This window comes from Rhodococcus sp. 06-418-5, from assembly GCF_002258285.1.
In the GTDB taxonomy this organism is placed as follows: domain Bacteria; phylum Actinomycetota; class Actinomycetes; order Mycobacteriales; family Mycobacteriaceae; genus Rhodococcoides.
In genome coordinates, this window is the sequence record NZ_NOYE01000031.1 from 153,959 (window position 1) to 175,120 (window position 21,162).

General features: G+C 65.1%; 22 protein-coding genes. 6 read left to right on the forward strand and 16 right to left on the reverse strand.

Annotated features, from left to right (window positions below):
- Positions 1 to 144: 144 nt before the first annotated feature.
- Together CH274_RS22045 and CH274_RS22050 are read right to left on the reverse strand one after the other, a co-directional pair.
- On the reverse strand, positions 145 to 1,125 hold the full coding sequence (locus CH274_RS22045) for an NmrA family NAD(P)-binding protein (protein ID WP_256993661.1): 981 nt from the start codon (positions 1,123 to 1,125) through the stop codon (positions 145 to 147).
- Entirely contained in the window at positions 1,122 to 1,934 is an 813-nt protein-coding gene (locus tag CH274_RS22050; protein WP_256993662.1) for a polysaccharide deacetylase family protein, read from the reverse strand. Before CH274_RS22050 ends, CH274_RS22045 begins: the two co-directional genes overlap by 4 nt.
- A gap of 99 nt (positions 1,935 to 2,033) precedes the next feature.
- Here CH274_RS22050 and CH274_RS22055 point away from each other — a divergent pair, with 99 nt between their 5' ends.
- Positions 2,034 to 2,909 carry a LysR family transcriptional regulator gene (locus tag CH274_RS22055; protein ID WP_256993663.1) on the forward strand — a complete coding sequence of 292 codons (876 nt, stop codon included), beginning with the start codon at positions 2,034 to 2,036 and terminating at the stop codon, positions 2,907 to 2,909.
- An 18-nt stretch (positions 2,910 to 2,927) separates the two neighbouring features.
- Here the strand turns inward: CH274_RS22055 and CH274_RS22060 are convergent, their stop codons facing one another.
- From CH274_RS22060 to CH274_RS22070, 3 genes are read right to left on the reverse strand one after another with little or no spacing between them, the layout of a single operon-like run.
- The gene (locus tag CH274_RS22060) at positions 2,928 to 4,172 is read right to left on the reverse strand and encodes an aminotransferase class I/II-fold pyridoxal phosphate-dependent enzyme (RefSeq protein WP_094658936.1); all 1,245 of its coding nucleotides are present in this window, start codon (positions 4,170 to 4,172) and stop codon (positions 2,928 to 2,930) included.
- A gap of 27 nt (positions 4,173 to 4,199) precedes the next feature.
- Positions 4,200 to 4,616 carry a tautomerase family protein gene (locus CH274_RS22065; RefSeq protein ID WP_094658937.1) on the reverse strand — a complete coding sequence of 139 codons (417 nt, stop codon included), beginning with the start codon at positions 4,614 to 4,616 and terminating at the stop codon, positions 4,200 to 4,202.
- A gap of 44 nt (positions 4,617 to 4,660) precedes the next feature.
- Entirely contained in the window at positions 4,661 to 5,296 is a 636-nt protein-coding gene (locus tag CH274_RS22070) for a carboxymuconolactone decarboxylase family protein (protein ID WP_094658938.1), read from the reverse strand.
- A 71-nt stretch (positions 5,297 to 5,367) separates the two neighbouring features.
- Here CH274_RS22070 and CH274_RS22075 point away from each other — a divergent pair, with 71 nt between their 5' ends.
- The 5 genes from CH274_RS22075 to CH274_RS22095 all read left to right on the forward strand — a co-directional run bounded on the left by CH274_RS22075 (position 5,368) and on the right by CH274_RS22095 (position 9,474).
- A complete protein-coding gene (locus CH274_RS22075) occupies positions 5,368 to 6,291 on the forward strand; it encodes a LysR family transcriptional regulator (RefSeq protein ID WP_094658939.1) in 924 nt (307 codons plus the stop codon).
- A gap of 273 nt (positions 6,292 to 6,564) precedes the next feature.
- Entirely contained in the window at positions 6,565 to 6,990 is a 426-nt protein-coding gene (locus CH274_RS22080) for an SRPBCC family protein (protein WP_052049550.1), read from the forward strand.
- An 86-nt stretch (positions 6,991 to 7,076) separates the two neighbouring features.
- Positions 7,077 to 7,979, forward strand: a complete 903-nt coding sequence (locus CH274_RS22085; protein WP_094658940.1) for an ABC transporter ATP-binding protein — start codon at positions 7,077 to 7,079, stop codon at positions 7,977 to 7,979.
- 5 nt (positions 7,980 to 7,984) lie between these two features.
- Positions 7,985 to 8,722, forward strand: coding sequence for an ABC transporter permease (locus CH274_RS22090; RefSeq protein ID WP_256993664.1), 738 nt, complete (start codon positions 7,985 to 7,987; stop codon positions 8,720 to 8,722).
- A complete protein-coding gene (locus tag CH274_RS22095; RefSeq protein WP_094658942.1) occupies positions 8,719 to 9,474 on the forward strand; it encodes an ABC transporter permease in 756 nt (251 codons plus the stop codon). Before CH274_RS22090 ends, CH274_RS22095 begins: the two co-directional genes overlap by 4 nt.
- Before the next feature lie 50 nt (positions 9,475 to 9,524).
- Here CH274_RS22095 and CH274_RS22100 read toward each other — a convergent pair whose 3' ends face one another.
- The 11 genes from CH274_RS22100 to CH274_RS22150 all read right to left on the reverse strand — a co-directional run bounded on the left by CH274_RS22100 (position 9,525) and on the right by CH274_RS22150 (position 21,082).
- Positions 9,525 to 10,496 (reverse strand): LLM class F420-dependent oxidoreductase, encoded by a 972-nt coding sequence (locus CH274_RS22100; protein ID WP_032395274.1) that lies wholly within the window; start codon positions 10,494 to 10,496, stop codon positions 9,525 to 9,527.
- Between the two features lie 9 nt (positions 10,497 to 10,505).
- Positions 10,506 to 11,306 carry an SDR family NAD(P)-dependent oxidoreductase gene (locus CH274_RS22105; protein WP_094658943.1) on the reverse strand — a complete coding sequence of 267 codons (801 nt, stop codon included), beginning with the start codon at positions 11,304 to 11,306 and terminating at the stop codon, positions 10,506 to 10,508.
- Between the two features lie 29 nt (positions 11,307 to 11,335).
- Complete coding sequence (locus CH274_RS22110) at positions 11,336 to 13,135, reverse strand: glycoside hydrolase family 15 protein (RefSeq protein ID WP_179275822.1); 1,800 nt, start codon at positions 13,133 to 13,135, stop codon at positions 11,336 to 11,338.
- Positions 13,132 to 13,821 carry an HAD family hydrolase gene (locus CH274_RS22115; RefSeq protein WP_032395277.1) on the reverse strand — a complete coding sequence of 230 codons (690 nt, stop codon included), beginning with the start codon at positions 13,819 to 13,821 and terminating at the stop codon, positions 13,132 to 13,134. Before CH274_RS22115 ends, CH274_RS22110 begins: the two co-directional genes overlap by 4 nt.
- A gap of 98 nt (positions 13,822 to 13,919) precedes the next feature.
- A complete protein-coding gene (locus tag CH274_RS22120) occupies positions 13,920 to 14,393 on the reverse strand; it encodes a Dps family protein (RefSeq protein ID WP_032380678.1) in 474 nt (157 codons plus the stop codon).
- A 144-nt stretch (positions 14,394 to 14,537) separates the two neighbouring features.
- The gene (locus CH274_RS22125; protein WP_176459424.1) at positions 14,538 to 16,070 is read right to left on the reverse strand and encodes a catalase; all 1,533 of its coding nucleotides are present in this window, start codon (positions 16,068 to 16,070) and stop codon (positions 14,538 to 14,540) included.
- Positions 16,071 to 16,161: 91 nt separating this feature from the next.
- Positions 16,162 to 16,596: a Fur family transcriptional regulator gene (locus CH274_RS22130; RefSeq protein ID WP_094658944.1), complete on the reverse strand. Its 435-nt coding sequence runs from the start codon at positions 16,594 to 16,596 to the stop codon at positions 16,162 to 16,164.
- A gap of 52 nt (positions 16,597 to 16,648) precedes the next feature.
- A complete protein-coding gene (locus CH274_RS22135; RefSeq protein ID WP_094658945.1) occupies positions 16,649 to 17,284 on the reverse strand; it encodes an acetoacetate decarboxylase family protein in 636 nt (211 codons plus the stop codon).
- Positions 17,284 to 18,975 (reverse strand): GMC oxidoreductase, encoded by a 1,692-nt coding sequence (locus CH274_RS22140; protein ID WP_045198384.1) that lies wholly within the window; start codon positions 18,973 to 18,975, stop codon positions 17,284 to 17,286. The genes CH274_RS22135 and CH274_RS22140 overlap by 1 nt, the downstream gene beginning before the upstream one ends.
- Positions 18,972 to 20,480, reverse strand: coding sequence for a flavin-containing monooxygenase (locus CH274_RS22145; protein WP_094646650.1), 1,509 nt, complete (start codon positions 20,478 to 20,480; stop codon positions 18,972 to 18,974). The genes CH274_RS22140 and CH274_RS22145 overlap by 4 nt, the downstream gene beginning before the upstream one ends.
- A complete protein-coding gene (locus tag CH274_RS22150; protein ID WP_373453941.1) occupies positions 20,477 to 21,082 on the reverse strand; it encodes a TetR/AcrR family transcriptional regulator in 606 nt (201 codons plus the stop codon). Before CH274_RS22150 ends, CH274_RS22145 begins: the two co-directional genes overlap by 4 nt.
- Between the last annotated feature and the right edge of the window lie 80 nt (positions 21,083 to 21,162).

Here is a 21,162-nt window from a genome sequence, read left to right on the forward strand (position 1 = left end):
GGGCCGATCGAAATCGAAGTGGTTCGCGAAGCACACAATGCTCGCATCGTGTTCAGCAGTTCATTCCATTTCAACAGTGGCCTCGTCGGGTGCTCTGCAAGGCGACATCTCGTGTTTCAGTGCGGAGCGTGCGACACGTCTCGATCATCTCCTCGCGGAGTCCAACACCGCAGTTGCCCCGTCCGCGACCAACCAGTCACGGAACGTCTGCAACCCAGGATGCATGCGGCGCAATACGGCGACGTCGCGGTCGAGAGCGAAGACGTCGCGTCGTTGCAGGAATGCGGCGAGCGCGGCGTAGTCGTGGCCTACCTCGGGCATCGACGCGGCGAGCACGTCCAGTTTCAGGTCGAGGTACTCACACGCGACACCTGTGATCTCCTCGAATGTGGCAGCGATCTCGCGACCGGTGAGGCTATCGCCGACGACGGCGAGATCGCGAGCACCCCAACTCTGCCAGTGACGCAGCATGTGGTCGACGAACCATGCGATGTCGTCGAGTGCGATTTGAGGATAGCGCCCATCGCCGAGCGGCAATGCGAAGTGCAACCCGTCCCGGCCGTCGCGCAGTGATCGCCGGATCGGCGACAGCTTGTCGGTGAAGTTCTCGAAATACGGCGCTGTCGTGAGAATCGAGACGTGATGGGTGAAGAAGCCGTCATCGACGAGCCGCATTGCCTCGTCGGCTCGGTGTGCCGCGATCCATGCTGCAACCGCGGCTTTCGAGTCGTAGTGCGGTACCGGAACGGCACCGCCGGTCAAACCGGCGGCGCTGTCCAGCGACGACCACACCACCCGGTCGAGGCCCGCGGCGCGGGCGGCTTCGAGAGCGGCCCTTCCCTGTCGGATCTCGCCCGGGACGCTACCGGTGGCGAAGAAGTCGGTGTTGCAGAATGCTCGGGCCGCACCTGCCATCACCACCTCCAGACTCACCGAGTCGTCGAGATCGCCCGGGACCAGTCGTACCCGATCGCTCAGTTCGGCCAGCGTTCGCGCTTTCGGTGACAACGGTGCACGCGTGAGCACCCGCACGTCCCCGGTGCCAGTTGCCAGAATGCGGCGGACGACCCGGGATCCCATCGCGCCCGTGCCGCCGAGGACGACTGTCGGCGCATCGCCCGTCACTGGCGCGCCGCCAACAACTCGGCCGCCAGCTGCCTTCGCGTGATGATCCGCAGTTGGGTACTGCGCCGGGCGACCAGCCCGAAGATTTCGCCCACCATCGATGCGAGCAGAGGACGGCCGCCGACGTGTGCGTGCAGCGCGATCGTCGCAGTACCGCCTGTCGGGCCTGCGCAGAGAACGTCGACCAACTCGACGAGCAGGTCGCGATAGCGGAGCGGATCGCCACCGTTACGCACGTCGGAGTAATCGCTGTGCATCATCTGCACCAGCGGTCCACGATCGGTGTCGATGATGACCGGACGGTCGCGGTCGGCGTGGTCTCCGCACCAGAGGTACCCCTGCTCGGCCAACAGCGTCTCCGTCTTCGGCGAGCGGGATGCACGTGGACTCATCCAGCCCACCGGGCGCTGACCGGTGATCGCGGTTATCGCGTCGGTACAGCGGGACAAGTTGGCACGCTCGGTCGCCTCGCCCAATTGCGCAGGTACGACGTCCTGTGTCCACGAATTGGCAGCGACCTCGTGACCCGCGTCGTGTACGGATCGGACAAGGTCGGGGTACTGCTCGGCGACAGCACCGTTGACGACCACCGTGGCTCGGAGACCATGTTCGGCGAGCAGCTTCAGCAGGGTCCGGGCACCGGTGTGCACGCCATATTCCGACCACGACCGACTGTGCGGGTCGTCGCCGGGTATCGGCCACGCCGCAGCCATCGGTGCGTAGAGCGGCACGTGGGCCGGACCCCACAGCTCGATCGAGACGAGGAAGGTCAGTGCGGGCAGGTGATCGGTCATAGCGGGAGCGGGCATGCATCCAGCCTGCAATCGAGAACCGGATGCGTCCAATACCTGTTCCGGACGGCGGGGTGCCGTGAAGGCATACATGCGGCTGCAGCGGATAATGAAGCTGTGCCGTCTGCCTCCTTCGACCTCGATCTACGGGTGTTGCGCTACGCGGTGTGCGTCGCGGACTGCGGCGGATTCGGCCGGGCGGCGTCCATGCTGCGCATCAGCCAACCCTCGTTGTCACGCCAGATCCGGTCGCTCGAGCAACACCTGGGCACCAACCTGTTCGACCGAACTCCCGCCGGGGCCCGGTTGACTGTCGAGGGCGAGGCATTCCTGCCCCACGCCCGGGGGCTCTTACGGGCTGCTGCCGACGCGGTCGCCGCCGTCAGCGGGAAGTCCGGTGGACTGACCATCGCGACTGCCCCCGGACTCGACGTCTCCGCTGCGGTGCAGACGTTGCGTGACGAGTTCCCGGCCGCGTCGGTGCACACCCGCTACCTGGGCTGGCGACGACCGGGCGAAACACTCCTGGGTACCGAGTTCGACGTCGTCGTAGCCCGGCTTCCGTTCCCGCAGAACGGGATCACGGTGGACAGGCTCTACGACGAACCGAGGTTGGTCGCGATGCATGCACGTCATCGGCTTGCCGGGTGTGAGTCGGTCACCGTCGCCGATCTGGCCGGTGAGCCATTGCCCGATCTACGCGGACTCCCGGACGACGTGCGCGCGTTCTGGAGTCTCGCGTCGATGCGAGAGGCCGATGCGCCCGTCGGACCCGTCATGGACGTTCTGGACGACACCTGGCAGATGGTGCTGAACGGCGACGTGCTGGCGGTCGTCACCGCGAGTCAGGCTCGAGCCGCCGGCCCGGACGTGGTTCTCGTTCCACTCTCCGGTGTACCGCCTGCGACGGTGGTGTCGGCAACGCGCACCGGGGATCCGTCCCCACTGGTCACCCGCGCTCGCGCGGCCTTGCAGGAGCCGCGCCTACGCTGACCGATTCGCGACAACTGATCACCGACGACTCCGAGGGTCCTCCAGGATGCGGGTCAGAGCGGATAGTCCACGCTCGAGATCGACCCGTCCCAGGCCAATACGCAGATGGTGCCCCGGTGTGCATAGAGCTTTCGAGGGCACGGTGAAGACACGATGCTCGACGGCCAGGCGACGGGCGACGTCCTCGGCGTCGTGTGCGAGCAGCTCGACCCAGGCGGTGGTGCCGCCCTGGGGTGCGACATGGTCGACATCGTCGCGAGCCGCAACGAAGTCGCGGACGAGATCGGCGTTGACGTCGACGATCCGATTGGCGCGATCGAGCAGTCGCGATGCGGCGCGCAAGGTGTGGACGGCCATCGAGTCGGTTAGCGGCGATGACGACAATGTGGTCCAGTATCGGACGGTGCGCAAGCTGTCGCGCAGTTCAGCGTCGCGGGTGACCACCCACCCCACTCGCAGCCCGGCCGTCCCATAGGTCTTGGACACCGATCCGACGACGACAGCGCTTGCATGCAGCTGAACAGCGGTGGACGTGACCGGCCCGATGCCGCGATACACCTCGTCGCTGACGAGGACCGCTCCGATGTCGTGGGCGAGAACGGCGAGCTCGGCGAGCTGCGTGTCGGTTGCCGTCCAGCCGGTCGGGTTGTTGGGCGAGTTCACCACGATGGCGCGGGTGGTGTTCCGGACGGCGTTGGCAACCGCGATCGCAGGGAGCACCCATCGTTCGCCGTCACGGACCAGAGGGACCTCGGTGACGGTCGCACCGAGGGCCGTGGGCAGGTCGACGAGCAGTTGGTACACCGGCGTGACAACGACCACATGATCGCCGGGCCGAAGTATGGCGGAGTAGAGGGCGAGGACTGCTTCGGTCGCACCCGTCGTGCACTGGACATCGGATGCACCAGTGCCGGGATGCAGCTCGGAGACCTGCTCCCGCAGTGCGAGCGAGCCACTCGCGCCGCCGTATTCAAGCGAAACGTCACCGACGCGGGTATCGGGTTCGAGCAGATCGGCGACCGTGACCGGTTCGACGTCCGAGCTTCCGATGTTGACGTCGCACTCGGGCTTGTATCGGGCGAACCAGTCCTCCAGGGCGAAACGGGGCAGCCACATCCTCAGATCCTTGTCGTCGGCCGGCCCGCGGGCGGCGCTGAAACTATCGGCGAGGTTCGCGTTCACCCCCACCATCATCTCGTTCGACATGGCCACCCGCCGCGGGGACGGCTCCTCGATGGCACCGTCGGGCACCGAACCGAACAAGCCGACATCATCGCTCGAACTCTTGCGTCAGGTGGGGACGTTTGTCATACGGGTGTCGTAGCCCGTCTCCGGGTCGACGCTACGACCCTCTGCCCACCAGTTTTCGCTCGCAGTCTCGACAATCCGGATGACCACCTCGTCGCTCTGCACCCCTGCGGTAGCGGCCAGATGCCTGACCGTCGACTCGTACAGAGCGTTCTTCAGCCGCGCTGAGCGCGTATTGAACGAGAAGGTGAGGAAGAACAGCCGCTCCGTGCGAGGCACGCCGAACATCACGCGCTCGTGAAAGATGCTGCCTCGAGGCAGCACATGAAAGAAGTGGATGCGGTCGTCTTCGGGGATGGCGAGAGTCTCGATCATCGCGTCATGGATCGCGTCTGAAATCGCCTCGCGTTGCTGAGCGTCGTATGAACCCTCGTGCAACTCTATGGTGGTGAAAGGCATGGTGTAGCTCCTGTCAGGTGAGTGGATCCTGGTTCCGGTCCGAATCAGGTGTGGTCGTTCGGCGCGGGTACGCGAAAACACGTGGTGATCGCCGATGTCGTTAGATATTGGCCGACGAGTTCGACGAGTTCGACGAGTCGCTGCTCACCGAAAAAGCCGACGAGCTCGGCGTAGAGCTCGTCGGGCACGTCGTGATCATGGACGAGCGCGAGGGCCAGCTGGTGAGCCAGCCGTTCCTCGACCGGCCATCCGTGCGGAGTCCGTTGTGCGGTCAGCTCGGCAACAGTGCGTTCGGAGACACCGGCAACGCGGGCGCTAATGCGGTGCGCGTAAAGGATGTAGGCGGCGTTCCATTCGGTCGCCACGGTGAGGATCGCAACTTCTCGCACCGCGGCGGGTAGCCTGCCGGAGGAAATCGATTCCACCCAGTCCAGTTGCGGCCCAGCGATGTCGGGGATCCGCAGCATCGCATTGAAAGGGCCGATGAGCCGACCGTCTTCCAACGACGCTCGATAGCCATTGCTGTTCCCGCGGGAGACGCGGCTTGCGGTCAATCGGTCGTGTAGTTCGCGCTGGGGGTTCGTCAGTTGTTCCGGAGCCAGCAGCCGCAGTCGGCCGCCCAGTTCGCACCCGAGGTCCGTCGGGGTTACGGGCTCCGGACCCGCCGTGTTCTCGTCCATGTCCTCGAATTTAGGCGGCAATCGGCCATGCGAAAAGCGACAGTCATGCATACCTACTATGCTCATCGAGCATGGAACTGAGCCTGGGCTCGTTGCGAACGATCCGGACCGTCGCCGAGCGCCGCAGCTTCACAGCGGCCGCTGCAGAACTTGGGTATACCCAGTCCGCAGTCTCCCGTCAGGTAGCCGCAGCCGAGCGCGAGCTGGGCACGAAGCTCTTCGATCGCGTGCGAGGCGGTGTGCGGTTGACCAACACCGGGAGCATGGTGCTGCGCCAGGTCGTGATTGCTCTGAACGCCCTGGATCAGGCCCAAGAGGACATTCGACCGACGATCCCCTCGCTCCGTCGGCTTCGGCTCGGCGCGTTCTCTGCCGCCGGCTCCGCCCTGCTGCCGCGATCCATCGCAGCACTGTGCAGCGCGCATGCCGACCTCGAAGTGAGCACCAGGCAGGGAACCACGCCGGCGCTCGTGCGCGGAGTCAGATCCGGGTCACTGGACGGCGCTCTGATCGCCGAACGTCAGCCCTACCGTTCTCCCGATCAGGAAGCTCCCCCACTGGTCGGGCACGCCTTGTTGGACATCCGACTCATGCTCGCTGCCAGTGCGAACGGCCGTTTCTCCGGCCTGCGGTCGGTCCACTACGAAGAAGCTGCCCGGGAAGCATGGATAGCAACCCCGTCCGGCTCCGATGAACCTCAGCTCGGCGTATGGCCGGGCCTTCCAGGACGACCACGAGTTCGGCACTGGGCCCGCGACTGGAACACGAAACTCGCGCTTGTCGCCGAGAATGTCGGGGTGACCACGATTCCGGCCGAACTGTTCCCCTCGCTCCCGGTTGGCGTCGCGCTCCTCGGGATAGATGGCGTACCCGACGAACTGCGGCGGGTGACACTCGTGCATCGACACGACGCCGACCGGCAGACCGTAGACGCTCTCGTCAATGTATTCGGCAGCGCCGCGGCTGCTCTCGCCGCGGCAGTTCAGCCCACCTGACATCATTCCGTCCCCACATTCTCCGAGATCGGTGGATGCACTTTCCCTGTGTACGCTTCGCGTATCTTCCGAACACGTCGCAGCCGAGTCGCCCATCGCGCCACTGCAGAGCAAATCCCAGCCTCATTGGATCGCGAAATTACATTGTGGCGCACGCATTTTCGAGGGGATCCGCTGCCACATGATTACCGCCGCCCAACACGGGCGAGGCACCGATATTGGCGTACTGTAGGTCGTCCCTACCCGCAGCCGAGCGAACGGATCTCACGACCCATGCCGACCCCCACCCGCGTTCATGTCACCCATCGGTTCTCCTCACCGCCCGAGGTCGTCTTCGCGGCATTGTCCGAACACGAGAACCTCGGGCCGCTGTTCATGGCCAAGATCCGCCGGGTTCGGGACGGTGACACCTCACGCAATGGAGTCGGCTCAACCCGCAGTCTCAAACTCGGCCCGCTACCGGCGTTCGAGGAAACGACGATCACCTCCGAGCCGAATTCGCTGATCGAGTACCGCATCACCAAGGGCGGTCCGTTACGCGGCCACTGGGGCGTGCAGAAGTTGACGCCCACCACCGACGGCGGCACCGAGCTCGACTACACGATCGGATTCGACGCGCCCGTCCCCGGACTCGCTGCGATCGTCGGTAAGGCACTGACGTCGAGCATCTCGAAGAATTTGTCGCGCCTGGCGCCGTAGAGGTACGTGCGGCGTCATCCTCGAGTATGAGGATCTCGATACTCTCGTGCGACGACTCCCGATGATCGACGCGCCAGAGTCGAGGCATGGACATCGTCAGAACTCACAGCCTCGGCAAGCGCTACGACACGCATACCGTCGTCGACGACGTGAACCTTCGCATTCCTGAGGGCTGCGTCTACGGCTTTCTCGGTCCGAACGGATCGGGCAAATCGACGACCATGAAAATGCTGCTGTCCCTGATTCGACCGACCTCGGGTGAGGTGGAGATCCTGGGTAGGCCGATGAATCACGGCACCCGCCGCGAAGTGCTCTCGCACATCGGATCACTGATCGAAGCTCCGCCCGGGTACGGACATCTCACGGGTGCGGAGAACCTTCGTATCGTGCAGCGCTCTCTCGGATTGCGCGCCGAGCAGATCGAGCGGGCAGTAGCCACCGTCCGTCTGCAGGAACACCTCGACAAGAAGGTGAAGAACTACTCGCTGGGAATGAAACAGCGCCTGGGCATTGCGATGGCACTCGCGCGCGAACCACGACTTCTGATCCTGGACGAGCCCACCAACGGCTTGGACCCGGCCGGCATCGAAGAGATCCGCGGCTTGCTCCGTCATCTCGCCGAACACGGTGTGACAGTGATGGTCTCGAGCCATCTGCTCGGCGAGATCGACAAGACGGCGAACATGCTCGGAATCCTGAGCCACGGCCGCCTGATTTTCCAAGGCACCCGCGACGAGCTGTTCGCCGCCTCCACTCCGGACGTGCTCATCGACGCGATCGATCCCAGCCGCGCGAGTTCGGTTCTGCAACAGAAGATCCCGGTGCAGGTCGACGACCATACATTGAGGCTCTCCGGCATCGACGATCGTGGTATCGCACAGGTGGTGGCGGAGCTCGTCGGCGCGAACGCAGGCGTCTACGGCGTTCGACGCGACGATCAGTCGCTCGAGGACGTATTCATGAACCTGACGAAGGGCGGCCGATTGTGACGACCGTGCGCAACGAATTCGCCAAACTCAGGCACCTGCACATCGGCGCGATCGCCGCATTGTTGGTCGCCGCGATCGTAGGGTTGACCTTCGTCGGCGCTCTCACCGCGGCGACGTCGAACGATTCGACCGCGGTCTCCTGGGCACTGCCACTGGCCGGGCTGTCCCTTGCCGTCCCCATCGCGTCGCCACTGCTGATCGCAGTGATGGCAAGCCGCACAGTGGAAGTCGAGCACCAGTCCAACGGCTGGTTACTGAACCAGACCACTGGAGCCGACCGCGGAGCCCTCGTGCGGGCGAAGCTCGTCTCGACGGGCCTCGTCGTCGGTGGCGCGACGGTGGCGGCCAGCGCTGCAGGCGCATTTCTCGGAACCGCCATCGGGGTGACGCAACCGTTGCCTGCCGGTCTGTGGTTGGGCTACACGGCGGCGGCAGTGACGGTGAACATCGTAATACTTGCACTCCACCTGCTGATTTCGGCGCGAGTGGACAACCAACTGGTCGCGCTGGGAATCGGCATCGTGGGTACCGTCATCGCGATCTGCGCCTCCGGATTCCCCTCCTGGGCAGCACACCTGACGCCGTGGGGGTACTACTCCTCGGCGTCCGCCGCCGACTACCGAGGCGAGCAGGTGGTGACACTGAACCCGTCCTACGCCAGCATCGTCGCTCTCGGAGTTGTCGGGGCAGTGTTGTTCTGGCTCATGACCGTTCGACTCGATCGACAGGAGGTACGAGCATGAATGCGTTTTCAGCAGAGATGATCAAGCTCAGGCGCTCGCAGGCATGGGCTGTCGTCGTTCTCCTCCCTCTGATCATCGCGGGGGTCGGAACGTTCAACACGATCGCGTCGGGCGCAGAGTTGGCAGAGGGATGGCGCACATTGTGGTTGCGCACAGTCGTGTTCTACGGCCTGTTCCCACTCGCACTCGGCGTTGCCGTGCTGGCCTCGCTGGCGTGGAAATCCGAACACCGAGGAGGGAACTGGAATGCCCTGATGAGTGGGCCGGTTCCGTCGACGCGCATCGTGATCGCCAAGACGGCTGTGGTGGCAACGCTGACCGCGTTCATGAACATCGTCATGCTGGCAGCGGTCGTCGTTCTCGGCAAGGTGGTTTTCTCGCTCGACGGCATGCTTCCTTCCGAGCTCTTCGCGACCAGTGCACTCGTCGTGGTGGGGTCGATACCGGTGGCGGCTCTGCAATCCGGTCTGTCGATGGCGATCAGGTCGTTTGCGGTGCCGATTGCCATCGCTCTCGTCGGGGCCGGTATATCGGTGTTCCTCCTCACCGCCGAGGTGACCGAGGCAATCTTCGTGTTGCCCTACGCCCTGGCAACTCGCGCAACCCAACTGGCCTCCGGCACTTTCGGTGACTCGGGTTCGCTCACGACCGGCTCCGCAATGTCGGTGCTGACGGCCACGGCACTACTCACTGTCGTAGTCGTCGCAGTGACCGGCAGGGCACTCGACCGCAGAGACATTCAGGTTCGGTGACAGCGCGAGACCCCGATCGACGGTCTCGATCGGGGTCTCGTCGCTTGTGCTCAGCTGGATGCAGCGCGCAGCTTCTCCAACAGTGGGCCTGCGGCCTCGGCGAGGAACCGTTCTTGGGTTTCGTCGCCGACCTGCACGAGGGCGATGTCGGTGTAACCGGCCTCCCAGTACGGCTTCACGGCCTCGACGATGGCATCCAGGTCCGGTCCGCACGGAATCGTGTCGGCCACATCTTCTTTCCGCACGAACTTGGTGGCTCCGGCGAATCCCGCCGTCGTCGGAAGATCGGCGTTCACGGCCCAGCCACCGGCGAACCAGCGGAATCGGTCGTGTGCGCGATCGATGGCAGCGTCCTTGTCCGGGTCCCAGGAGATGGGGATCTGGCCGATGGACCGCGCCGGTCCCTCGTGGTTGTCGGACCACGCCTTGACGAGACCGGCGTCCGGCTCGGTGGCGATGAGGTGATCGCCGTACTCGGCGAACCGCGCCACCGCCTTCTCACCACCGGCGGCGATACCGATCGGCACGCCGCCCTCGGGCAGGTCCCAGATCCGGGCGGAGTCGACGCGAAAGTGCTTTCCCTCGTAGGTGACCAAGCCGCCGGCGTGCAATGCGCGGATGATCTCGAGCGCCTCGACGAACATGTCCTGGCGCTTGTCGATGGACGGCCATCCCTCGCCGACGACGTGCTCGTTCAGGTTCTCACCACTGCCGAGTCCGAGGGTGAAGCGTCCGTCGGCCAGGATCTGCAACGTCGCAGCCTTCTGCGCGACGACGGCGGGGTGGTACCGGATGATCGGGCACGTCACGTACGTCATCAGCTCGACGCGTTCGGTGGCCTGAGCCACCGCGCCCAGAGTCGTCCAGGCGTACGGCGAGTGGCCCATGGACGAGAGCCACGGTGAGTAGTGATCGCTGCTGACCTCGAAGTCGAAGCCGACTTTCTCGGCACCGACGGCGTACTGCACCAACTCTTTCGGGCCGCTCTGCTCGGTCATCAAGGTGTATCCGAAATTGGTCATATGTGTCTCCTAGATAGTTGCGACGGAGCCGGCGTCGACTCGGTAGTTCGATCCGTTGACGAAGCTGGCGCGGTCCGAGCACAGGAAGGTGATCACCGAGGCGACTTCCTCGGGCTCGCCTCGACGTCCGAGTTCCATGTACGGACGCTCCTCGTCGAGGAAGCTCTCGACGGCACCGTCGCGGTCGGTGCCCTTCTCCTCGGCGCGTTTGTCCATCATCGCGTCGGTCATCGGGGTGTGGATGAACGCGGGAGAGACGGCGTTGACCAGTAGTCCCTCCGACGCGTAGCTGCGCGAGAGGCCCTTGGCCAGAGCCAGAACCCCGGCTTTGGCCGAGCAATAAGGTAATTCGTCGTCGTAGGGCTGCACGGCATCCTCCGACGTCAACAGCACGATGCGTCCCCAACCGCCGCGGCGTAGTGCAGGCAGAAATGCCCGCAGCAGGCGGACCGGGCCCATCAGGTCGATGTCGAGGGTGGACCGCCACCCTTCCTCGTCGATCTCGTGGAACAGTCCCTGCGCTCCGGTCACGCCCGAGGACTGAACGAGAATGTCGATGTCGCCCAGTGCCTTCTGTGTCTGTACGGCCAATTTCTCGACGGCCTCGGTGTCGGTCACGTCCGCAGCGAACGCGAACAACCGGCCCTCCGCTGCTGCGAGTTCGGCCGCGGCGGCGTCGAGCGAGTCCTGATCCTTGTCGCTGATGACGACCCGAACGCCCTCGGCCAACAGCATTTTCGCCGTGTGCCAACCGATGCCGGAGTCGGCCCCGGTCACCAGCGCTGTTCTACCGTCGATTCCCAGATCCATACGATCCCACTTTGCGCTAGAGGTTAATGTCAGGCTGTGGCGTCGTGCGAGCGCGCGATGGTCAGCGCCGCATTCACCAGGGCCAGGTGGCTCAAGCCCTGCGGGAAGTTACCCAGAAACGATCCATCCGAAGCATCGATCATTTCGCTGTACAACCCCACGTCGTTCGAGAGCTCGACCAGCTGGTCCATCAGGGCTGTGGCTTCGTCGTCTCGGCCGACGCAGGAGAGCGCCGACACCCGCCAGAAGGCGCAGGCCACGAAGGTCACTTCTTCCTCGGACACCCCGCTGTATCGATACATCAGCGGTCCGGCACCGAGTTCTTCGACGAGAGCATCGATGGTGGACGAAAGACGTTCTCCACGATCGAAATCCATCTCGGCTGCCAGCAGCACCGACGCGTCGAGGCCGTCCGCACCCGGGTACGCGAGATAGGCCTGGCGATCGTCCGACCAGCATTCGGATTCGACGTAGTGGCGGATGCGTTCTCTCTCCGCCTTCCACCGATCGGGTATGCCCGGGATCTCCCCCGCTTCGGCCAGGTGCACCGCACAGTCCAGCGCTTGCCAACAGCCCAGTTTGGAACTGGTGTAGTGCTGCTCGTCCTCGAGCTCCCAGATCCCGGCGTCCTTGCGCTGCCACGAATCGCACGCCTCGTCGGCGATGGTCGCGAGCAGCCGACCGGTCTGCGCATCGAGGATGTTTCCTGCGTCGACGTACTGCCGGATGATCGAGAACAGGTCACCGAAGATCATCAACTGCAGCTGGTCCGCCGCGGCGTTTCCGTTGACCACCGGCCCGATGCCCCGCCAACCGGGAACGTCGGGTTGTTCGGTCCCACCGGGCAATTCACCGCCGAGGGTGTAGAAGACGTTGACCAACGGATCGTTGACACGGATGACCCTCAGCAGCCACGCCACCGCAGCGTGGATCTCCTCACGAAGACCGAACCGTTGCAGCGCGCGAATGGTGTACGCGGCGTCGCGAACCCAGGCATAGCGGTAGTCCCAGTTCTTGCCACCGGTCCGGTTCTCGGGTAGCGAGGTTGTCGCGGCGGCGGCGATGGCACCGGACGGACTGTGCAGCAACAGTTTCAGGGCCAGCGCGCTGCGAGCCACATGCTCTGCCCACGGACCCTCGTACGAGAACTCGTCGGACCACACACGCCAGTTGTCGATGGTGCGGTCGATCCCCTCGTCGAGATGCTGCGGATCGGGCAACGGCAGCGGCTCGTTTTCCGTCCCCACCACACCCAGCACATGCCGAGAACCCGGTTGCGTGCTGACGACCCCACCGATGTCGCGGTCGGCCACGCGCACGTTCTCGATGCCCAGAGTCCGCACCGCCAAAGTCAATCCGTCGACCCGCAGGACGGTGCCGTGCTCGGTGTCGTACGCCCACGGCGACGCGATGCCGAGCATGGTGCCCGGCGCTACGGACCACCTCAGCTCGACGGTGCCGTCGAGACCCTCGACGCGGCGGGCCAACTCCACCCACGGGAGCCGGCCGGCGACCCCGGTGTTCAGCGAGTCGGTGATGCGCACGGAACCGGAGTCGGTGCGGAACGTGGTACTCAGAACGTTTGTCCCTGGGACGAATTCGCGTTGGACGGTGAACTCTTCCACGGGCGTCAGTTCGATGTAGCCGCCGTGTGGCGCGTCGAGCAAGGCTGCGAACGGCGGCGGCGAGTCGAGGTTGGGCACCGGAAACCAGTCGATGCGGCCGTCGTCGGCGATCATAGCCACGGTTCGGCCGTCGCCGATGGCTCCGTAACTTTCGATGGCGACATAACCGTCCACCCGGGGGTACGGCTTTCGGAAGTCGTTCAAGCACGTGCCTTTCCAGCGAAGATCGGGCTGCTCTCGACGTGCTCGAGCAGATCGGCCGGGTCGTCGAACACCGCTGCCGCGCCCGCGTCGAGCAATTCGCTGCGCGAGATTCCGCCGCTCAACACGCCGATGGCGCGTACGCCCGCGCGCCCGGCCGACTCGATGTCCCACACACTGTCGCCGACCATCACCGCGTCGACAGCCTCGACGCCTGCCCGTTCCAGAGCCACCGCGATGATGTCGGGCTCCGGCTTGGCGACCTCTGCGTCCTCACCGGACGTGACGACAGCAACCGAATCCTCGACGTCCAACAGATCTCGCAACGTCGACAGTTCGCTCTCGGGAGCCGATGTTGCGAGCACGACGGTCACTCCACGGGTACTCAAGTCCGCCAACAGTTCCCGAGCACCCGGTAGCACTTCGAGATCGGACGAGGCCTCGGCGTAGTACTCGCCGTGCAGCTTCTTCGCTTCCTGCGCCAGTGCACTGTCGGACGAGCCGACGAGTGTCTCCAGCAACTTCGACCCGTCCATGCCGATGCTTCGATGAACACGCCACGACGGCACTTCGTGGCCCGCCTCACGAAACGCACGCGACCAGGCGTCGACGTGTACGTAGTTGGAATCGACGAGGGTGCCGTCGATGTCGAGCAGAACTGCACCGACAGTCGGTGTGGGGACAGGCATGAGCGTCGGATACCCGGGGGTGGTGCGGGCAAACAATCGTCGGACGAAAGCAACAGGCCCCCCGCAGTACGCGAGGGGCCTGTCGTGGAGAAGAAACGTCAGCTGGCCTGGGCCTGCCACATCCAGTGCAGCTGCTCGAGCCGAGCTGTGATGCCGATGAGCAGGTCCTGGGTCACCGGATCGGCTTCGCCGGTGTCGGCGATGCGTCCGCGAAGACGCTCGACGACCGCGGCGATGTTGTCGACGACCGCGGGGACGACCTCGCTGTCCTGAGTCCACCCGGCACCGAAGCCCTTGGTGCCCGCCGTCGAGGAGACGGTGGCTGCACGGCCGTCGGGGCTGACCCCGATGGCGGTGGCGCGCTCGGCGGCCTGATCGGTGAATTCACGTGCGGCCGTGACCAACTCGTCGAGTTCGAGGTGCACCGACCGGAAGTTCTTACCGATCACGTTCCAGTGCGCCTGCTTCGCGATCAGCGAGAGGTCGATGAGATCGACCACGGTTCCCTGGAGTGCGTCGCCGGCGATCTTCTGCTGACCTGCGTCGAGGGTACTGGTGATGGGGTTCGTCATGATGTGGCCTCCCTGCCGTTGGACGACGGTGTGCATCGCACGCCATTATTGTGCTTTCGTCTGTACTGCACAACGGCAGGTCGACGTACATTGTTCCGGATCGGCGCCACCGTCGCTGTGACGCCGATCCCAGAACCGGTCGGATCAGACCTTGGCGGCCTCGTCGGCAGGATCGTCGACTGCGCCTGCACCGGTGGTCGGTGCGGTCTCGTTCTGCTGCGACCGAACGCCTTCCTCGACCTTCTTGCCGAGGTCGGCATCGACATTGGTCCAGTACTCGAACACCCGGCTCAGAACGGGCTCGCTCACGCCGTTGAGGACGTGTCCGACGATGTTTCCGACGAGACGCTCACGCTGCGCGTCGTCCATGACCTCGCGGACCAAGGCTCCGGCCTGCACGAAGTCGCCGTCTTCGGGGTGCTCGATGTACCCGGTACGCACGAAACGAGGCTCGAAGTCCCACGCTCCGTCGTCGCCGTACTTGTTCGTGTCCGCCGACGGGCCGCCGAACGAGTTCGGCGCGTAGACGGGCGTCTCCGGAGAGTTGAACGAGTACCGCATGTTGCCGTCCTTGGAGTACGAGTTGACCTCGGACTTCGGGGCGTTGACCGGCAGCTGCGCGTAGTTCGCTCCGATGCGGTACCGGTGCGCGTCGGCGTAGGAGAAGACGCGTCCGAGCAGCATCTTGTCGGGGCTGAAGCCGATGCCGGGCACGGTGTTGGACGGCTCGAACGAGCTCTGCTCGATCTGCGCGAAGAAGTTCTCCGGGTTGCGGTTCAAGGTCATCTTGCCGACCTCGATCAGCGGGTAGTCCTTCTGCGACCAGACCTTGGTGAGGTCGAACGGGTTGTACTTGTAGTTCTCGGCCTCGTCGTACGGCATGAGCTGCACCTTGAGGGTCCAGCTGGGGAAGTCGCCGTTCTTGATGGATCCGAACAGGTCCTGACGGTGATGGTCGGGCGATGTGCCCGCGACCTCGTCCGCCTTGTCCTGTGTCAGGTAGTCGATCCCCTGGTCGGTCTTGAAGTGGAACTTCACCCAGGTCTTCGTGCCGTCCTCGGCGATGAGCTGGTAGGTGTGCGAGCCGAATCCGTCCATGTGGCGGAACGACTTGGGGATGCCGCGGTCACCCATGAGCCATGTCACCTGGTGTGCCGACTCGGGCGAAAGGGTCCAGAAGTCCCACTGCATGTTGTTGTCGCGCAGACCGGAGTCGGGCATGCGCTTCTGGCTGCGGATGAAGTCCTGGAACTTGATCGGGTCCTTGACGAAGAAGATCGGGGTGTTGTTGCCGACCAGGTCCCAGTTGCCTTCCTCGGTGTAGAACTTGAGCGAGAAGCCACGCGGGTCGCGCCAGGTGTCGGGGCTGCCCTGCTCGCCGGCGACGGTGGAGAAGCGCGCCAGCATCTCGGTCTTGGCACCGGGCTGCAGCGCCTTCGCCTTGGTGTACTTGCTGATGTCTCCGGTGATCTCGAGTTCACCGAACGCGCCTGCGCCCTTGGCGTGCACGACGCGCTCCGGGACCCGCTCACGGTTGAACTGCGCCATCTTCTCGATGAGGTAGTGATCGTGCAGAAGAATCGGACCCTGCGTTCCGGCGGTCAGCGACTGATCGTCGCTGGGCACGGGAATTCCCGAGTTGCTGGTAGTCGGTTTGTTGGTGATCGGCTTGGTCATACGAAGCCTCCTGAAGGGCTGAATCGGGTTCGAGAAGGGGCTGCTTCTCGAAAATCGGTGAAACCGAGCGGCCGTACGCTGGACCGCAGTACTAGACGGAATGCCTCGTGCAGTCGCCGCACAAACCCCAGAAGACGATTTCGGCTTCGTCGACGACGAAGCCGTGCGTGTCCTCTGGTACGAGACACGGCGCTGCTCCGACGATGCAGTCGACATCGGCCACCGCGTGGCATTCCCGGCACACGAGGTGGTGATGATTGTCCGCCGTCCGGCTCTCGTACAGCGCAGCCGAACCGGCAGGTTCGATGCGACGCAGCAGACCTGCGTCGACGCAGGCCCTGAGCACGTCGTAGACGGCCTGGGTCGACACCGAGCCGCCGCTCTCGCGAACGGCGGCAGCGATGTCGTCGGCGTCCGAATGCGGTCGGGCTGTGACCGCATCCAGAACTGCAACTCGGGGTCCGGTGACGCGTAGACCCACCGAGCGCAACTGCGCTGCGGGGTCGACGCGTTCGGTGAGCTGCATGCACCCCAGTATGCCCCTAATCTGGACTAAGTCAAGAAAAGCGGGGTCGTCGCTATCCGACCAGGCGCGCTTCACCGGTCCGAATCGACCCCGACACGATCTGCAACCCGAAATATGTGCCCGACGGCATCCAGCGACTCAACGTAGGGCCCTTGGCGTCCACCTCGACGCGGGCCACCCTGGCCTTGCCCCTCAGACTCGCGACGGCAACGGCCGATCCGCCGGGCACCGGCTGCGCGAAACCGATCGAGCCGAGCATCGGGAACTGCGGTCCGACGCCGCGGGACGTCGTCCGGACCGACCATTCGTCGCCGCTCGCCCCGGCCTCGCCCAGCACGTCGCCCTCGAATTCGGCCAGCACCTTGGGCAGGTGCCAGTTGGTCCGGCCGCCGTGCACCGACGTCGCGGAATCCACGGCGATGAACGGCACCGCCATCCGCGGAACGCGTCCGACGTCCCGGCGCAGGGCCGGGCTCGCCAGGATCTCGCGGTACGGGCCGACCGGCGAGGTGGTGTAGTCGACGATCATGCACATCGTGATCGGCAGCGTCTTGGCTCCGGCCGGCGCGAACTCCGACGACCGGGCCCGATGCCACCAGATGGTGGCGCGGACATTCGCCGGCCACGGCGCTGCCGGGCTGATCGGCCAATCGGTGCGCTCGGTCTCGGATTCGGTGACACTCCACATCATCGATCCCTCCCCACGACGGTCAGCGGGAGCCGCAGGGCACCGGGGGCCGACACGGGCACCACCGGGTGCACCGGCTGTGTGGGTGCGATCTCCCGATACCCCGATCCCACCGCGGGTCGCCGATCGGCTTCACCCTTGTTGGGCCACAACGCCATTGCGCGCTCGGCCTGGGCGGTGATCGTCAGGGACGGATTGACGCCGAGGTTGGCGCTGACGGCAGAACCGTCGAGCACGTGCAGTCCCTCGTAGCCGTAGACCCGCTGGTACCCGTCGATCACCCCGGTCTGCGGCGAGTCACCGATCGCGCAACCACCGAGGAAGTGCGCGGTCATCGGAATGTTGACGATCTCGGCGATAGATCCGCCCGGGTCGCCGCCGATCTTGTCCGCGAGCAGACGAATGGCCTCGTGCCCCTGCGGAATCCACTGCGGCGGTGGATCACCCGCACCGGGCCTGCTGGTGAGGCGACGCCCGAACGGCCCCTTCTTGGATCCGAGCTCGAGCGAGTTGTCGTCGGTCTGCATCACCAGTGCGATGACGGTGCGCTCCGACCACCGATGGACCGACAGGCTCCGCGCCGCAGCGCCGGGATGACGCAACGCGACGCCGAGGGTCTTGAGGATGCGTGGCATCTTGCCGCCGCCGTCGCTGAGCACGGTCTGCAACAGGCCGATGGCGTTGCTGCCCTTGCCGTATCGCACCGGCTCGATGTGGGTGTGATCGTCGGGATGGAACGACGACGTGATCGCCACACCCTCGTGATAGTCGACCTCGCGGCCCCTGGCGGTCGCGGCGAGCACAGCCTCGGAGTTGGTGCGCACGAGCGAGCCGATCCGCTCCGACAGCCGAGGCAACGAGCCCTTCTCCTTGGCCGCGAGCATCAGCTTCTGGGTGCCGTAGGTGCCGGCCGAGAAGATCACCTGATCGGCGGTGATCGTCTTCTCCTTGCGACGCAGCTTCCCGCCCGTCCGTCGCGTCACCACGTCGTAGCCTGCGCCGTTCGGGCGCACGTCCACGACCGTGGTCAACGGAAGAACATGCGCGCCTGCGTGTTCGGCGAGATACAGGTAGTTCTTGACGAGGGTGTTCTTCGCGCCGACGCGGCAGCCGGTCATGCACGCTCCGCACTCGGTGCACCCGGTGCGCTCGGGGCCTGCACCACCGAAGAACGGGTCGGGTGCAGTCTTGCCGCGGTCACCGAAGTAGACGCCCACCGGGGTCGAGGTGAACGTGTCCCCCACGCCCATGTCCTCCGCCACCTCCTTCATCACCTTGTCCGAGGCGGTGATGGTCGGGTTGGTCTCGACGCCGAGCATCCGGCGGGCCTGGTCGTAGTACGGGTTCAGCTCGCGCTGCCAGTCGGTGATCGAACCCCACTGCGGATCCTCGAAGAACTTCGCCGGCGGTTGGTACAGCGTGTTCGCGTAGTTCAGCGACCCTCCGCCGACGCCGGCCCCCGCCATCACCAGCACATCGGGCAGCAGGTGAATGCGTTGCACCCCATAGCAACCCAGGGCCGGAGCCCACAGGTACTTTCGTAGACGCCAGCTGGTCTTCGGCAGTTCGTCGTCCTCGAATCGGCGACCGGACTCGAGAACCGCCACCCGGTAGCCCTTCTCGACTGCGCGCAAAGCGGCGACACTACCGCCGAAACCGGAGCCGATGATCAATACGTCGTAGTCACTCATGCTGTTACCACCTCGTGGTCGGATTCGAGAGTGTCGGACGCGAGCCGATAGTTCGCGACGTCGAACTCGCGCGTCTTGTTGCGGAACTTGAACGTGTAGGTGGGCCACATCGTCGAGTTGCGGCCGTTGGCGTCGAGGTACCAGCTCGAGCAGCCACCGGCATTCCAGACGGTGCCGTCGAGCGCGGAGTCGACCCACGAATTGTGTTGGCGCTGAGCGGCTTCGTTTACCTCGACGGCCGCGACCCTCCGATGCTTCATCTCGTTCAGCGCGGACACCACGTAATTGGCCTGCGACTCGAGCATGTAGACGATGGAACTGTGCCCGAGGTTGGTGTTGGGGCCGTACATCAGGAACAGGTTCGGAAAGCCTGCGACGGTGGTCCCCAGATGCGCCTGCGGACTACCGCCCCAGTGCTCCGCCAGCGTCCGACCGTCGTTGCCGCGCAACAGATGAGACACCGGCGGCTCGGTGGGGGTGAACCCGGTCGCGAAGATGATCGTGTCCACCTCGTGGTTGCGGCCCGAGGCGTCGACGACGCCGTTCTCGGTCACCGACGCCAGGCCCGACGTCACGAGATCGACATCGGGACGATCCAACGTCCGCAGCCAATCATTGGACAGCAGAAGCCTTTTGCACCCGGGTGCGTAATCGGGGGTGAGAGCGGCCCGCGTCGCGGGATCCTTGACCTGCCGCTTCAAGTTGGCCTTGGCGAACACCTTCACCGCGGGCAGCATCCACGGATTGTCCGCCAGCACCGTGACGTAGGCCTCGCGGTAGCCGTAGATGACACCGCGCACCGCGCGATGGGCCGCGGGAATCTTTTCGTACACTGTTCTTTCGAGCCGGCCGATGGTGCGGTCCAGGCGCGGAATCACCCATGCGGGAGTGCGCTGGAAGACGGTGAGCCGTTCGGCGCGGTCGACGATCTCGGGGACGAACTGCACGGCCGAGGCCCCGGTGCCGATCACGGCGACCCGCTCACCGGTGAGGTCGTGCTCGTGATTCCAGGTGGCGGAGTGGAACACGGTGCCGGCGAACGTGTCGATGCCCGGGACGTCCGGGATCTTCGGAGTGGACAGTGCCCCGGTGGCAGCGACCAACACCCTGGCGCTCGCCGACCCGCGAGACGTCTGCACCGACCATCGCTTGGTCGCCTCGTCCCAGGTCGCGGACCGAAGTTCGCAGTTCGTGACGATGCGATCGTTGAGGTCCAGACGATCCACCACCGAACGCAGGTAGTCGAACAACTCCGGTTGCCGCGCGAAGGTGTGACTCCACTTGGGACTGGGAGCGAACGAGAACGAGTACAGCGAGGTCGGCACGTCGCATGCACACCCGGGGTAGGTGTTGTCGCGCCACGTCCCACCCACGTCGGACGCGCGTTCGATGACGGTCACGTCGGCGCTCGGGTCGGCGGCGAGGATCTTGGCCACCGCGGCCAAGCCCGCGAAACCGGCTCCGACCACCAACACGTCGAGTTGTTCGGGAAGTGTTGCGTTCACGCGTCCATCACCTTTTCGGACCAGATCGGAAGGAGCCGCCCGCGCAGTTGCGCGTCGGCTTCGGGAGTACGGAACAGCGCCGAGACGGCCAGTCCGCGGGCGAGTTCGACACTGAGCTCGATGGATTCGGGAGACATTCGACTACCCATGACGATCTGGGCACCGCCCTGAATGGCCTCGGCGACGCGCCGCTCCAGCGGAATCATCGCCTCGTGGAGGGCCGGATCGGTACGGGCCGCCACCCACAGCTCGAGCGCGGCGTGGAAGAGGGGACCGGAGAATGCGTCGGCGAGGATCTCGGGCCCTCGCTCGGGGTCCGGTTCGGCTTCGAGGATCTCCGAGAGACGACGATCGACCAGGTGCTCGACGGCCGCGATCAGCAGGGATTCCTTGGTCGGGAAGTGGTGCAGCTGTGCACCGCGGGAGACACCGGCACGCCGGGCGATCTCCTGGGTGCTGGTCTTGGCGAAGCCCAGCTCGACCAGGCAGTCGATCGCGGCGTCGAGCAGCTTTGCCCGAGTGCCCGCGGTGCGTTCGGCCTGGGTCCGGCGCTCGGTAGGCGCTGCGCCGTCGAGCCCTGTGTCGGTAGTCACACTTTGCACAGTAGCGCTAAATCAACAAACAGTCCAGCCTGACTTTAAGTTGGTCGAGATCGGCGGGCGCAGCCGTGCCTGAACGCATC